Source organism: Gelidibacter japonicus (assembly GCF_010725055.1).
GTDB lineage: Bacteria > Bacteroidota > Bacteroidia > Flavobacteriales > Flavobacteriaceae > Gelidibacter > Gelidibacter japonicus.
In genome coordinates, this window is sequence record NZ_BJKB01000019.1 from 50,255 (window position 1) to 66,276 (window position 16,022).

Here is a 16,022-nt window from a genome sequence, read left to right on the forward strand (position 1 = left end):
GCTTAACTCAAAAGTTCAAGTTCTTCATGAACAGATTCCCACTCTGCCATTAATTTGGTCAGTTTTTTCTTTTTAGTTTCGTATTGTTCAAAAAACTTCGGATCAGCAACCGTTTCATCATAATTGGTAGCAAGGGCGAGGTCCATAATTTTGATGTCTTTTTCGTGCTGGGTGATCTTCGCTTCGACATTGCTCAATCTATTATTCAAAGATTTTAACTTTTTTTGATCTTCATAGGTTTGCTTATTGGTTTCTTTAGGTTCAATCTTGACCACATCCCGTTTTTCAACTTCTCTTAAGTTTTCAACATTGCGCTGGTCTAAATAGAAATCAATGTCTCCTAAGTACTCCTTGATTTTCTGATCTTTAAATTCGTATACACTATTTGTCAAGCCTTGAAGAAAATCCCTGTCATGCGATACTAAGATCAAAGTACCTTCAAATCGTTTTAAGGCTTCCTTCAACACATTCTTTGATTTAATATCCAAATGATTGGTAGGCTCATCCATTACCAAAACGTTAAATGGTTGCAACAATAGTTTCGCCAATGCCAATCTATTCCGTTCACCACCCGACAGTACCCGTACATATTTTTCGGCTTCATCTCCTCTAAAAAGAAAGGATCCTAAAATATCACGCACCTTACTCCTGTTTTTTTCATTGGCGGCATCAATCATGGTGTCCAAAACTGATTTGCTGCCGTCTAAATATTCCGCTTGATTTTGGGCAAAATAACCGATCTGCACATTATGACCGAGTTTTAATTGGCCCTCGTGTTTCAATTCTCCAACAATAATTTTGGCTAGTGTCGATTTTCCCTGACCGTTTTGCCCTACAAAAGCAATCTTGCTTCCACGCTCAACATTTAGGTCGATATTTTTTAAAACTTGTAAATCGCCGTATTTTTTAGAAATTTGATGTGCTTCAACGACCACCTTCCCAGGAATTACAGAAACAGGAAAGTTAAGTGTCATCACACTATTATCGTCTTCATCAACTTCAATCCGATCCATACGATCCAATTTCTTGATGAGTGATTGCGCCATAGTCGCTTTAGAAGCCTTCGCCCGAAACTTTTCGATCAGCTTTTCAGTCTGCTCGATCTGTTTTTGCTGATTTTTCTGCGATGCCAATTGTTGCGTCTTCAGTTCGTTTCGAAGCACTAAATATTGAGAATACGGCTTTTTATAATCGTAAATCCTTCCTATTGAAATTTCAATGGTACGATTGGTCACATTATCCAAAAACATCTTATCGTGCGATACAATGACGACTGCACCTCCATAATTCTTTAAGAAACTTTCGAGCCAAATGATGGATTCAATATCCAAATGGTTGGTAGGCTCATCCAATAAAAGAATGTCGTTGTTTTGGAGTAATAACTTGGCAAGCTCAATCCGCATGCGCCATCCTCCTGAGAAAGTATCTGTTAGTTTATTAAAATCCTCACGTTTAAAACCTAAACCTTGAAGGATTTTCTCTGTTTCTCCCTGATAATTATACCCTCCAATGATTTCGTATTGGTGCTGAATGTCATTTACATCTATCATCAGCTGATGATAAATATCGCTTTCATAATCTGTTCGTTCTACCAATTGATGATTGATATCGTCGATCTTGGCCTCCAACTCTTTAATCTCCTTGAATGCTTCGTATGCCTCTTCAAGTACCGTCCTGCCTAAAACAAAATCAATATCCTGTTTCAAAAAACCAATACTCAAATTTTTATCTGCGGCAATTTGTCCAGAATCAGGTTCCATCTCCTTAGAAAGGATTTTGAGCATGGTTGACTTACCTGCTCCGTTTTTTCCGATCAGCCCAATCCTATCGCCAGCACCAAGCATGAATGTGATATCTTCAAAAAGATATTCGCCTTGAAAAGAAATAGAAAGATTATGTATATTGAGCATTTTTTGTAAGTATTGTTACTAAACAATGGTTTTAAAAACCTTAATTTTGTTTTTTATTAGGAAATGCAAAAGTAATCAATTACCATGATAAAAAAAGGAAGTAAGTTGTATAGTATTTTAACCGGTAAATGTCCAAAATGCCATGAGGAATCTATGTACGTTAATCCAAACCCTTTTGTTTTGATGGACATCTTAAAAATTCGTGAAAGATGTAGCAACTGCAACACGAAGTACCGTATGGAGCCGTCATTCTTCTTTGGGGCTATGTACGTCAGTTATGGGGTTGGCGTGGCTTTTTCAGTTGCTGCTTTTGTAATTAGCTACCTTATTTTAGGTCTAAGCTTAACCACATCATTCATTGCAATTATTGTAACACTCGTCGTTTTTATGCCGTTTATCATGCGGGTATCACGGAATATATGGATCAATCTTTTTATGAACTACGATGAGACTTTGGCTGATCGGACCAAAAAACAACTCTAATACTTCCACAATCAAAATACAGTTTTGAGATCTTTATATCTGAAAACGCTTGATATCTATTTCAGCATCTAGGGGCTGTCCATTCAGCAAATGTAAAAACAACTGTTTCGCCACATAAGGCCCTATCATCACACCACGTGTTCCCAAACCATTTAAGATGGCCATGTTTTTGTGCTTGGAGTGCGTCCCAACTAGGGGTCTTCTGTCTTTAACTGTAGGTCGAATTCCCGCCATCTGATTGACTAATTCATAATCGCAATGGATGATGTTTTCGAATTTTTCGAGCAATTCGTTTTTTGCTTCTTCCGTAATCTCATGGGTTTTGTCCTCCCAATTATAGGTTGCGCCTACAGAATAGCAATCGTCATTTTCTGGAACCACAAATACTGAGGATTTCAAAATAAAATCCATTTTTAAGTCTGGCGCTTTGATGGTCAACACCTCTCCTTTCACAACATTCAATGGGAGATACTCAAAAAACGGATTTTTAACCATCCCATATCCTTCAGCAAAAACAATAAACTTGGCATTAAGGTTTTTATAACTAAGGCTTTTCTCTTGCATAGACAGCAATGAATAATCAAAAGTTTCATTGCTATAGCTATTGATTGTTCTTAAAAAGAGCTTATAATGATTTAATAATGTTGATGTATCGATACGACCCGTATCATGGACTTCACCAAAACCAAAAGGGGCATCTATTGCAGGATTTTCGTTTTTGATGACCTTTGGGGAGAGGAAAGCTTCCAATGCAGGATTATCAGAAGCGTTGAACCAATCATTTTGTTCTTCAACGGATGTAAATCTTCTATAAACAGGTAGTTTATAATCTAATTTCACACCCAATAGATTTTCCAAATCTTCATAAAAATCCCAGGCCATCTCCAATTGCTCCTTGGCTTTCCATACCTCTGTGAAACGCTTCAAAATAACCGGGTTATACAAACCTGCAGCAACTATTGAAGATTGTTGGGATTGATCGTCAAAAACAACAAATGATTTATCATGTGCCCGCAGTTCTTCACAAAAAGACACGCCAGCCAATCCACAACCTACAATGAGATAATCGACTTCTTTCATAGTAACAAAAATATAGAAGTTTACTGAGTATTAAGGACTATTTCTCAGAAGAATTGGCTCTTCAGCCTGCTTATCGCCAAACCGATCATAAATCACCTGTTCCTATTACAGATTTCAATAACTAAAAAAACATCGAACTTAAAATGCCTTCAAAAATGCACAACCCTTATGTTCAGAACAGGTGAAGAAACAAAAAACGCCCACTTGAAATAGTGAGCGTTTTAGTTCTTTCAGAGCGCATAGTTTAATACGCCCACATATCTTGTTCGAAATCTCTAATCTTATCTTTGATACGATCAGATTCCAAGAGCTGCATTAATGCATTGTCAGCAACGTATGTGTTGACTTCTCTGTCGCCATAAACGTTTTCTTCTTTATACATATAGCCATTGAATCGTCTTGAATTCAACAAATGGTCAAACGAAAACGGCATAGCACTATTTTTGTTGTTGAAGGCTTTAGCTTCATGCAAGATATTTCTTGCCTCTGGATAAAACACCCAAAACAACGCAATTGGTTCTTTATTGGCCTCATCATCTGAGTCAATAAAGTTGACATCAGGTGCAGCTGGGGCAATACCTAGAAGCCTATATTTCAATTCACCTTGTCGTTTATCAAAATACCATAAGCCTTTTATTAGATAAGCTGTGATATCATATGATTGAATATCTCGCTTGACAATATATTCAGGAGACACAAACCCTTCTGAATTGTATTGTTGGTATCCTATATCCAAAGTATCTGTCTTAGACATTATAGCTTGAATATCTGCTGGCTTACGTTTTGTGGTAAAATATGAATCGTCATAAACGTTTTCAATATTTCCCTCTCTTACGTTTTTCCATAGTACGTCAAATAATGAGCGTCTGTTGGCACCAATATTATTGGTGTCAATTGGATAATATAATGGAAAGTTGACACGCTCATCAAGAACAACTTTTTCCCAAGTCATTTTTGAAAACATGATATCCCTATCATCAACATAACCGTATTCAAGCGGTCTGTCATTATCCAATATCTTTTGAGCTTCAGACTTTATACCAATTTCTTGTGGCGTCTTTGCGTTGAGCAAGTTGGTTTGACCCACTGAACTCACTGCAAACACCATACTTAAAACGGTTAATAAACAATATTTTAATTTCATCTTTTTAATTATTATTTGGGACATTAATATCTTGATAGTATAACGGGATAACTGTTCCTAAATTATATTTAGTTTGATATTTCAATAAATACTGGCGATGCAGGAAGCAACTTAATACTGCTGTTTCCTTTAATCTCAGATTTAATTTCAAAGATCTGTACGCCGTCACCTCTTGAAGCTTTACGCAACGCACTTCGTGCTTGATCATTCATTTTATTCCCATTAACCGTAACTGTTGGTTGGCCTGGGACCTTGATTTTAAATGAGGTCACATTGATATCCAAATCGAAATCAAAGTCGAATAGTTTAGCGTTGACGGTAGCAATTTCCACATTGGATTTCGGCAAGCTAATATTATCAGCTTGTCCCGCAATGGTACCTGATGGTTTTGGAATATCCTTGATTCTGAAGGTCGATCTATCGCTGACCTTAGAGCCATCAGGAAGTGTTCCCGTAACATTAATGGTTACGTCTTTTCCTGCACTTGGTCTCATAACATATTTCCCACCACCTTTGGAAACTAAACCTGGAGCGGTTGCTGTGACATTGTTATCAGAAACACCGGCAAATGAAATAGTCATTGGATTATCAACACCTCTATACACCACATTCATCTTATCGGCTGAAATAGTCGCAGAATTTGGTTTAGGAACAACTGCGTATTTACTAATAATAGGGATCTCAACGATTTCATCACCCTCTTTAAACTGCATGGTTCCTTTAATATCGCGCTCACCTACAGCACCTGCAGGGAAATCGAGCATGACTTGACCTTGTTCAACATTATCCAATTCTCTACCATTGATAACGATCTTTTCAAAGTTAAGCGTATTGTCAAAACGACCTAGTACCACTTTTCCTTTGAAATTCTCACCACTAAAGAATGCGGTTTTATCAGGGATTACGATTGCTGAATAATTTTTCATGGATAATTGTTTCACCTGCTCACCGGCCAACATATTAGATAATACTTCAGATTCTATAGTTTTAACATCGGCTTGCATTTGTGTAAGCTTAGTTAAAGATGCCACCATTGGGAAGCCTTCAAAGTGATAGGTTAACCATCCCTTTTTGATGCCCTCTTTGGTCGTTTCATCATTGGTTGAGAATTTCTTAATGATATCGTCCTGGATCTCCTTATTGTCCTCGCCCAATATCTGAATCACACCTTCTCTATAGGTTTTGATATTATCAATAAACTCTTGCCCAGCTTTTGTCATTTTATCACCGTTGAACCATTTCTCGTCAAGAAAATCGGTTCTATCCATTTCCTCGTAGTTCTTTGGATCTTTAACGGATTTTAACAATCCACCTTTAACAGATTCTATATAAGCATAAAAATCAGTTGAAAGTTTGTCAATGGCATCTGCCTTCGCTTTTATTGGTTGATATTTAGCCGGTTGCTCTTCAGCCTTTGCAGCTAAACCTTCCATAAATGCAGCGTTGCGAATCGCAGCCGATGCATTAGAATCAGTGATTCTTTCGTTCATTAACCCAAATGCCGACAGCACTTCTTTAGACATATTAAGTGCCATCATTGCGATAAACACCAAATACATAAGGTTAATCATTTTTTGTCTTGGGGATAATTTTCCTCCTGCCATTTCTAAATAGTTTTTAGTTGTTGATTTGGTTAAACTCTACTAATTACTAATTAGATCTGTTCATTGCAGAAAGCATTCCACCATAAACACCATTTAATGATGAAAGGTTAGAGGCTAACGATTGCATTTGATCTTTTAGCTTAGTGGCATTTTCAACAGCTTCTTCGTTGATAGCTGCTTGACGACTTGCAGAATCCATCTGAAGTTTATAAAGACTGTTCAATGATTCCATTTGAGCAGCAGCCAATGACATTTCCTCACTATACTTTCTTGTAGCAGCCATAGAATCAACAGTTGGACTGATTCCTTTTGCGGCACCTTCAAAACTTTTGATACTGTTGCCTAAACTGGCCATTAACTCGCCATCAATTTTTGCATCTTTAAGCAATTCATCCAATTTTTTAGATAAAAGACCTTCAGCATCTTTTGGTTGTTCTTTCTTTAAGTTTAAGGATTGACCTCCAGCCAATTCAGGATATACTAACGACCAGTCCAGATCGTCATCAATCGGTTCAAAGGCGGAAACAGCGAATACAATGGACTCTGTTATCAGACCGATGATCAGCATCGTGTTACCATAAGGCCAGTGCATGATTTTAAAAAGTGCACCAAGGATTACAATTGCGGCTCCTAAGCCGTAAGTCATAACCATAATTCTTTTTCGTGTTCTTGATTGTGCCATAATGTTTGTTTTTAGTTAAGTTAAAATAAGTAGATTAATATTTAGTTTTGGTTGTTAAACTGTTTAATTTTTATTTGTTGCTGCATTTGCAGTGATATCGGTACCCATATAATCCTGTACCGTTCTAAAACCGATATAGCTACGTGCCGAGTCGGCATACTCATAATCTCTAGAACTTACCTGTAAGAAATATGCGACATCTTTCCATGAACCGCCCCTTACCACTTTACGTTGGTTGTTTGGATCATTTACGTTAGGGTTAATGGTGGACATGTATTCATAGGATGCTGGGTCATAAGATCCCTGAACCCATTCTGAAACGTTCCCAGCCATATTGTATAAGTTATAATCATTCGGCTCGTAAGACTTTGCCTCTACGGTATACAATGCCATATCTGCAGCATAGTCACCACGCAACGGTTTAAAGTTTGCCAAGAAACAGCCTCTATCATTCAATGCATAAGGACCACCCCAAGGATATGTTGCTCCTTGCAAACCGCCTCTTGCTGCATATTCCCATTCGGCCTCTGAAGGTAATCTAAATGAATTAACATTAGGTTTTCCTTTACTCTTTTGATGCGCGTTTTTATACAATGTTCTCCAATTACAGAACGCATTGGCTTGCTTCCAAGAAACACCAACTACAGGATATGCACCGTAAGCTTCATGCCAAAAGTAATCGTTGTGCATTGGCTCATTGTATGAATAAGCGAAATCTCTGATCCAGGTTGTAGTGTCAGGGTAAATTTCAACTTCTTCGGTAATCAATACGTCCTTACGTTTTAAGTTTCTATTCTTTGCAGCCTTTTGGATATCCATATAGGTGTATTTGAATTTAAACTTCTTGACATCCCAAGTACGCTGTCCATTGTACGATTCTTCCAAAGGCAAGTACATTGAGTCCATAACTTCAGCATAGTACTCGTCAGGATACTTATTGGTGTCAAAGATCAACTTCACCTTTTTATTTAAAGGTCGACCTTCATAACCAGTAGGGCCTAAACCACTATAGTTATCATACATATACTTTTCGTACACAGTCATGTTATCTGGGTCAGCATCTTTAAATGCAAATTCTCCAGTACCTCCATCTCCAGGAGTCAGACCAAAATCATCTGCGATAATCGCTAATTTGGTTCTAATAGTAGAATCTCTTACCCAGTTGACGAACTGACGGTACTCACTATTCGTGATTTCAGTTTCGTCCATGTAAAAGGCTCTTACTGTAACAGTTTTGGTTGGGGCATCTTGAATACCTGCCAAATCATCATCAGATTTACCCATAATGAATGATCCTCCAGGGACAAGTGTCATTCCGTAAGGCTTTTCTGGATGCCATTTCTTTCCTTTAACTCCTACTAGTTCTCCTCTGTCTCCAGAATTACAACTAGCCAATAGAGCTAAAACAGCGGTTAATAAAGCGAACTTCTTCATATTCATATAAACTCGAGGTTAAATTATTTAGTCTTAAATGTTCAGTTTGATATTTTTGAGGGAGTAAACATATCTATATATTTTTTAAAAAACAATCTTTTTTTCATTTTTTTTGCATTTCATCCCAAAAAGGATGCGTTTCATCGAGGAAACGAGCAGCTATGAAACCAATTAAAAACTATTTTTTCTGTAGGCTTTATACCATCTCTCAGGTATTTTCCCTTCTGTAGCCTCCTTGTAATCCTCATGCATGCAAGGTAATAACGTGTGTTTTTTTAATTTATTATTGAGTTCTGGTAAAAAAGGAATTTCAATCCACCAGCGACCAGTTTTGATACTTTTGTAGAAAATTAGTTCATCATCCTCAATTAACACGTTAAATTTCTGATAGTTGGCATCATCGTTTAAAGGATCTTCCTTGACTCTACAATTTACTCCTTCAATAAAATACCATATCATTTGAGCGACGAGCATGTCGGAAATATGATCCTCTTTAGAATGCTGATATTCATAAATTCCAAAAGATGACACTTTATTACTGATTCCTGCATATCTTGAAACGGCACATATTTCTTTTCCGTCCAAACCGTTTGGCGAATATTTTTGTCTTGCAGATAGTTCTGAGGCTTTTACCGCCTTTAAATCGATACTGACAATATGGGCATCTCTCATGACCGGTTCAACCAAGCTTAGGGACTTTGAAACTTCACCTAATCGATAGGCTTCAAAATGAAGTTTTTCCATTAAATCTATTTCCTCCTGTGAATTGAAATAGGTTTGGTATCCAATAGTTGAATAGTTGAACAAATTATAAGGCTGCTCCAAAATGATCTTTCCCAAATAACTATTGTTCTTTATAGGTAGAGCAGAATCTCCCAAATCAAAATTACTATCCACATTCACTATATTGACCATTGGCAATATGCCGTCGTAGGCCCTATAATTAGGGTAGGTCAAATCTTGACTTCCGCCCAATATAATAGGAATGATGTCCTTTTCGAGCAAGATGGAAATTGTAGTGCGTAGTGCAAAATAAGTATCCTCAACACTATCACCCTTAAGGATATCACCCAAATCTGCCAAAGTGGTATGCCAGTTGCCTGGAAACAAATTGTACAGCACCTTCCTTATCCCATCCAACTGCACATCAGATCCCATATAATTGACATCATTTCTATTTTCAAGAACGCCAATAATAGCAATCTTTACATTGTCAAGATCCGGAAGGCCATTCTTAGTGGAATGTATCTTCAACTTCTTTCCCAATGCTTGCGGCGACAACAGCTCGTTGTGCGCCAACACCTCATCAGAAACTGGCGACAGAAAATTAAAGGTCATGTATTACTTCTTTTTTGTGGTTGTTTTTTTCTTTGGTGCTTTTTTGGCTGCTTTCTTTTTGGGTGCTTTTGCTTCAATCATCTCCTTTACCTTCTCCAATGTCAATTTAGAAACATCGACGGTTTTAGCGAGTTCAATTTTAGTTTTACCTTTAATAATATTGTGACGTCCCCAACGTGCCTTTTCAACACGAATACCTTCATCCTCCCAATTGTGGACAACCTTGTCAATTTCCTTTTGGATTTTGTCTTCGATCAATTCTACAATATCTTCATCAGACAGATTATCCCAATCGTATTTTTTATTAACATTAATGAACATATCGTTCCATTTGATGAAGGGGCCAAATCGGCCTTTACCTTTTTGCACAGGCAAATTCTTATACATATATATAGGAGCGTCTGCTTTTTCTTTTTCCTTTATAAGATCAATCGCCAAATCAAGCTCAACGTTCAAGGCCTCCATTCCCTTCGGAAGGGACACAAAATTATCGCCATATTTAACATAAGGTCCATATCGACCATTGTTGACCTCAACCGTCTCTCCTTTATATTCACCTAAGGTTTTTGGAAGTTGGAAAAGATCCATAGCCTCCTCATAGGTAATATTAGACAATTGTTGATCAGGTAACAAACTTGCAAACAAAGGCTTTTCCTCATCATCAACAGTCCCAATTTGTACCATAGGACCAAACTTGCCCAAACGCACGCTCACCTGACGTCCTGTTTTAGGATCTTTGCCTAAGATGCGTTCGCCCGATTCACGCTCAGCATTTTCTTGAACATCTTCAACCTGCGGACGAAAATCTTTATAAAAATCCTTCATCATCTTTTTCCAATCCTCTTTTCCTTCTGCTATTTCGTCAAAATCAGCCTCCATCTTTGCTGTAAAGTTATAATCCAATATACTTTCAAAGTGGTTGACCAAAAAGTCGGTAACAATCATTCCAATATCTGTTGGAACCAATTTTCCTTTGTCTGAACCGACATTTTCGGTTAATTCTTTATCTTTTACTTTCCCGCTTTTTAAAGTCAACTGTGTATAAGTACGCTCAACACCCTCTACAGAGCCCTTTTCGACATAGTTTCTATTTTGAATCGTTGAAATTGTTGGAGCATAAGTAGATGGACGTCCAATGCCCAATTCTTCCAACTGCTTCACCAAGGAAGCTTCAGTGTATCTGTAAGGCGGTCTTGTATAGCGCTCAGTAGCCGTAATGTACGAATTAACCAAAGTTTCATTGGTCTTCATTGCTGGCAACATGCCGTCCTGTTCAGAATCTTCATCATCAGTGCCTTCTAAATATACTTTCAAAAACCCGTCAAACGTGATGACCTCTCCGTTGGCGCTAAACAGTTCCTTATGAGTTGACGCACTAATTTTAACGTTGGTACGCTCTAACTCTGCTTCGCTCATTTGTGAGGCGATGGCACGTTTCCAGATCAGATCATAAAGTCTTGCCTGATCCCTATCAATATTAACGGAATGTACCGAAAAATCCGTAGGTCTTATGGCCTCATGCGCTTCTTGGGCACCTTTTGTTTTTCCTTTATAATTGCGAGGTTTGCTATACTTTGAACCATAAGCTTCCTTAATTTTGGCTTCTGCACCCTTTCGGGCTTCATCTGATAAATTGACGCTATCAGTTCTCATATAAGTAATCAAACCAGCTTCGTACAAACGTTGCGCCATAGTCATGGTTTTCGAAACCGAAAAATAAAGCTTACGCGAGGCCTCTTGTTGTAAAGTAGAGGTTGTAAATGGTGCTGCTGGCGATTTTTTAGCTGGTTTTTTATCTAACTCGGCCACCTTAAAAGATGCCGAGGCATTAGATTCTAAAAATGTATAGGCTTCTTCCTTGGTAGCAAAGTTTTTTGGAAGTTTTGCCTTAAAACTCTGCCCTGCCTCATTGGAAAACTCAGCGTCAATTCTGTAGGATGCCTCCGGTTTGAACTCCTGAATATCTCTTTCTCTTTCTACAATCAGCCTCACCGCGACCGACTGTACACGCCCAGCTGAAAGTCCACCTTTTACCTTACGCCATAATACAGGAGACAGTTCATAACCAACAATGCGGTCCAACACCCGTCGTGCCTGCTGTGCATCTACCAAATGGTAATCTATATCACGCGGATTTTCAATTGCTTTTTGAATGGCAGTTTTGGTGATCTCATGAAAAACAATACGTTTGGTCTTTGCTTTATCCAACTTTAGGGTTTCAGCCAAATGCCAGGCAATGGCCTCACCTTCCCGGTCCTCATCACTCGCCAACCAAACCATATCGGCTCCCTTTGCTAAGTCTTTCAGTTTTTTAACAACTGCTTTTTTATCTTTGGAAACTTCATATTTCGGATTAAAATCACCCTCTACATCAACTCCCAACTCATTTGAAGGCAAATCGGCAATATGCCCAAAACTGGACTCTACCGTAAATTCCTTTCCTAAAAATTTCTCAATAGTTTTAGCCTTCGCAGGGGACTCGACAATTACTAAATTCTTCGCCATATTAAATTTTTTGTGGCTACAAATGTATATGAAAAAAAATTATTCCCCCTATTTTAAAAAATTTAACCCTATTTATCTGCTGTTTAACGAGAATCAAACGAACAAAAAAAGCCTGATAGTTCAGGCTTTTCTACATAAAACCATGGATTTTAATTTAATAAGTAGGTACTCAATAATTGCAGTTTCTTATCATGATACTGATATTGATAGAGAGCGCCATGACCTATCATTAATAAACTATTATTTAATGGAATGACATCTTTAGCATGAATATCAGGGAAGACCTGTATTTGTTGTAGCGTCAACGGATTTGTTTTATCAAACACTTTTAGTCCTGAAGTACCATCACAAACAAACAAGCTGTTATTTTTAAAACCTAAACCATAAGGATTATCCATGGCGTGTCTGGCCGCCAGAGTAGGATTTGTTTTATCTGAAATGTCTATAACTTCGAGTACACTTTCCAATTGTCCGCAGGCATTTCCACCCCTCAAGGTTAGATACGCGTAATCCCCATCTACTACCACAGGGTCACAGCCTTCCCAATGGACAAATTCAGACACGTAGCTTGGGCTTGCCGGATTTTCCATACTGTAAATATACATTCCATTAGTACCTCCTAAATAAAGGTAGCCTTCTGCATAAAACATGGTTTCAATATTCCATCCAGAAGGTTGTACAGTTTCCAAAACGGGGGCTGACAATTGGGAAATATTAAAAATCGACATCGTATAGGAACCCACTGTATACAAATAATCCTGTACAATTTGAAAACGAGCCAATGAACCTCCTACGCCTACATTGGATCCTTCAGATGAAGATGTATTTGAAAAAGAAGAATCGTTAAAAACCAATTCACTCTCGCGAATAATTTCTCTTCGCTCCTTGACAATATTCCAGCCTACGACAATAGAATTATCAAAGTCAAAGTTATTAAAATCAGCATATTCTGCTTCAATGGGAATCTGATAATCATAAACTGAAAACACATCCTCTAAACGTTCAATAAGTTGAATGTTTAAAATATTTGAAAGATCGAAAACAAGTAAATCCGTTGCACTGTCAGCATAGAGATAATTGTTCTTGATGGAAATATCCTCATTGCCCGGGATTTTCAAATATGAAATGGCCTTAGGTGCTTTTGGATTCGAATTATCAATGACGTGGACTCCAATATCTTTATCAGAAACAAAGATATAATCGCCATAGGCATAAATTTTACCAGCTTCAACTATTGGTTTTGCTGATTGAATCGCGACCGAATTTCTAAACTCAGTCTTTGACATCACTTCTGGTACAGCAACAGTGATTATTTCATAATCTGTGTCATCATTATGACAAGACCAAAGACAAACAAATGTGAGGAGGAAGATCAACTGTTTCATAGGATGGTGGTTTTATTGGTAGATACATTTCCTTCCAAAAGGTTGCGTTAAAAAACCTCTTTTTCACCTATAGCATCCAATTCACTTAAATCATCAAATCCGATAACTCCTTTATATATATAAAAGGTAGGATGATACATGAACGCCGCAACAAACAAACTCCCAATTCCGCAGGTTACCATAGTCAAAATCATGATCGCCGCATATGAAACCACAAACAGACCAAAAGTCAGCAACCATTTCTTATTTCCCAAACGGAATGCAGATCCTACTATATCTCCAATAGACCATTCCGGATTAAATGCGAAAATAATTGTAAAAAAGGACATTGGCACCATGGCATAGATCAATGGGAGATAGAAAAATAAAGCCGCCGGAATAGCTATTAAAATAGTGACCAGCATTAATACGACTATCTTTCCAAAGTACTGTCCTTTCATAAAATAGAACAGATCTGAAGTTTTCACTTCACGACCCTGATCCAGGCTTCGTAGGATTCTAAAAAAAGCAGCATTAAGCGCCATTTGGATGGCAGCAATAACTAACACGCCTATCATGAAAAGAAGTATATAGAATATAGAGAAGCCGGCAAAGAAACCATCCATAGCATTAGGATCAATCTGTCCAGACTCTGATTGATTAATAATCATGAGAATAAACGGCACATATAATATGATCATGAATGGCAACATCAAGATCATCACAAACAACTGCATTAGAAAACCTTGGAGCCAACTCTTTTTATATAACTCAATGGATTGGTTAAAAATAGTTCCAAAATCCAAAGCTTTTGCATTGGCTACTTTGGATTGAAATTCTGTTGAAGTCATGTCTTAAGTTATTAGTTGATTAAGACCAAAGAAACCATAAATTTTTAACATATTCAAAACATTTTTATACACTGTCAATTTGTCACAATCATTAAAATAATCTTATCTTTGCAGCTATCTTTTAATCTAAGATATAAACCCCACAACAGTTGTTTCATAAAGCTTATGGAGAAAATAATTGACGAAAGCCAGCAAGGAACAAGTCTCGTACTTGAACAAAAAACAGAGAACACACGCAAACTTTTTATTGAAAGTTACGGATGTTCTATGAATTTTAGTGACAGTGAAATTGTGGCTGCAATCCTGCTTAAAGAAGGCTATAACACGACACAAAACTTAGAAGACGCTGATCTGGTCTTGGTAAACACATGTTCCATAAGGGATAAGGCCGAACAGACCGTTCGTAAAAGATTGGAAAAATACAACGCCGTAAAGCGCATCAATCCAAAAATGAAAGTAGGTGTTTTAGGATGTATGGCTGAACGCTTAAAAAGCAAACTGCTTGAAGAAGAGAAAATTGTTGATCTTGTTGTTGGTCCTGATGCCTATAAAGACCTCCCTAACTTATTGTCCGAAGTGGAAGATGGTAGAGATGCCATCAACGTCCTATTAAGTAAAGACGAGACCTATGGCGATATTTCGCCAGTCAGACTGAATAGCAATGGCGTTTCTGCATTTGTTTCCATCACTCGAGGTTGTGATAATATGTGCACATTTTGCGTGGTGCCATTTACACGCGGACGTGAACGCAGTCGTGATCCGCAAAGTATTCTAGAAGAAGTCAATGATCTTTGGAGCAAAGGTTATAAAGAAATTACATTGTTAGGCCAAAACGTGGATAGTTATTTATGGTATGGCGGTGGATTGAAAAAAGACTTTGAGAAAGCCAGCGACATTCAAAAAGCAACGGCAGTCAATTTTGCCCATTTACTCGAATTATGTGCCAAAACGCAACCCAAAATGCGAATTCGATTCTCAACATCCAATCCACAAGACCTGACTTTAGATGTCATTGAAACCATGGCCAAGTATAAAAATATCTGTGACCACATCCATTTACCGGTCCAAAGTGGCAGCAACAGAATATTAATGGAAATGAACAGACTCCACACCCGCGAAGAATATTTTGAATTGATAGATAATATCCGACGTATTCTTCCAACCTGCGCAATTTCCCACGATATTATTGCAGGTTTTCCAACTGAGACTGAACAAGACCATCAAGACACCTTAAGCTTGATGGAATATGTTAAATATAGTTTTGGTTATATGTTTACCTATTCTGAACGACCAGGAACCTTAGCCGCCCGAAAAATGGTTGATGACGTCCCTGAAGAGGTCAAAAAAAGACGTTTGGATGATATCGTTCAGTTACAAAGACAACATAGTGAAATACGAACCAGAGCTTATTTGAATTCTACAGTTGAGGTTTTAATTGAACGTGAATCAAAAAAATCAAAACATGAATGGTCCGGCAGAACCTCTCAAAACACGGTGACCGTTTTCCCTAAAGAACATTATAAAATAGGCGATTTAGTAAATGTAAAGGTTACAGATTGCACCAGCGCCACCTTGATCGGGGAAGCCATTGATTACGCACTCGATTAATAAAACCAACCTTTTTTAT

General features: G+C 37.7%; 12 protein-coding genes. 2 read left to right on the forward strand and 10 right to left on the reverse strand.

The window, feature by feature from the left end:
• Positions 1-2 precede the first annotated feature (2 nt).
• The gene (locus tag G6N06_RS16650) at positions 3-1,910 is read right to left on the reverse strand and encodes an ABC-F family ATP-binding cassette domain-containing protein (RefSeq protein WP_163517911.1); all 1,908 of its coding nucleotides are present in this window, start codon (positions 1,908-1,910) and stop codon (positions 3-5) included.
• 84 nt (positions 1,911-1,994) lie between these two features.
• Here G6N06_RS16650 and G6N06_RS16655 point away from each other — a divergent pair, with 84 nt between their 5' ends.
• On the forward strand, positions 1,995-2,393 hold the full coding sequence (locus G6N06_RS16655; RefSeq protein ID WP_163517912.1) for a DUF983 domain-containing protein: 399 nt from the start codon (positions 1,995-1,997) through the stop codon (positions 2,391-2,393).
• 33 nt (positions 2,394-2,426) lie between these two features.
• Here G6N06_RS16655 and G6N06_RS16660 read toward each other — a convergent pair whose 3' ends face one another.
• The 9 genes from G6N06_RS16660 to G6N06_RS16700 form a co-directional block, all read right to left on the reverse strand.
• Complete coding sequence (locus G6N06_RS16660; RefSeq protein WP_163517913.1) at positions 2,427-3,473, reverse strand: NAD(P)/FAD-dependent oxidoreductase; 1,047 nt, start codon at positions 3,471-3,473, stop codon at positions 2,427-2,429.
• 244 nt (positions 3,474-3,717) lie between these two features.
• Complete coding sequence (gene porN / locus G6N06_RS16665) at positions 3,718-4,617, reverse strand: type IX secretion system ring subunit PorN/GldN (protein WP_163517914.1); 900 nt, start codon at positions 4,615-4,617, stop codon at positions 3,718-3,720.
• Between the two features lie 68 nt (positions 4,618-4,685).
• A complete protein-coding gene (porM, locus tag G6N06_RS16670; RefSeq protein WP_163517915.1) occupies positions 4,686-6,221 on the reverse strand; it encodes a type IX secretion system motor protein PorM/GldM in 1,536 nt (511 codons plus the stop codon).
• Between the two features lie 46 nt (positions 6,222-6,267).
• Positions 6,268-6,903 carry a type IX secretion system motor protein PorL/GldL gene (gene porL, locus G6N06_RS16675; protein WP_163517916.1) on the reverse strand — a complete coding sequence of 212 codons (636 nt, stop codon included), beginning with the start codon at positions 6,901-6,903 and terminating at the stop codon, positions 6,268-6,270.
• A 63-nt stretch (positions 6,904-6,966) separates the two neighbouring features.
• On the reverse strand, positions 6,967-8,337 hold the full coding sequence (porK, locus tag G6N06_RS16680; protein ID WP_163517939.1) for a T9SS ring complex lipoprotein PorK/GldK: 1,371 nt from the start codon (positions 8,335-8,337) through the stop codon (positions 6,967-6,969).
• A gap of 171 nt (positions 8,338-8,508) precedes the next feature.
• Positions 8,509-9,675 carry a formimidoylglutamase gene (locus tag G6N06_RS16685; RefSeq protein ID WP_163517917.1) on the reverse strand — a complete coding sequence of 389 codons (1,167 nt, stop codon included), beginning with the start codon at positions 9,673-9,675 and terminating at the stop codon, positions 8,509-8,511.
• A gap of 3 nt (positions 9,676-9,678) precedes the next feature.
• Complete coding sequence (topA, locus tag G6N06_RS16690) at positions 9,679-12,180, reverse strand: type I DNA topoisomerase (RefSeq protein WP_163517918.1); 2,502 nt, start codon at positions 12,178-12,180, stop codon at positions 9,679-9,681.
• Between the two features lie 149 nt (positions 12,181-12,329).
• Positions 12,330-13,565, reverse strand: coding sequence for an LVIVD repeat-containing protein (locus G6N06_RS16695; protein ID WP_163517919.1), 1,236 nt, complete (start codon positions 13,563-13,565; stop codon positions 12,330-12,332).
• A 47-nt stretch (positions 13,566-13,612) separates the two neighbouring features.
• A complete protein-coding gene (locus G6N06_RS16700; RefSeq protein ID WP_163517920.1) occupies positions 13,613-14,395 on the reverse strand; it encodes a hypothetical protein in 783 nt (260 codons plus the stop codon).
• A 165-nt stretch (positions 14,396-14,560) separates the two neighbouring features.
• Between G6N06_RS16700 and miaB the strand changes: the two genes are divergently transcribed.
• On the forward strand, positions 14,561-16,003 hold the full coding sequence (gene miaB, locus G6N06_RS16705; protein WP_163517921.1) for a tRNA (N6-isopentenyl adenosine(37)-C2)-methylthiotransferase MiaB: 1,443 nt from the start codon (positions 14,561-14,563) through the stop codon (positions 16,001-16,003).
• Positions 16,004-16,022 lie beyond the last annotated feature (19 nt).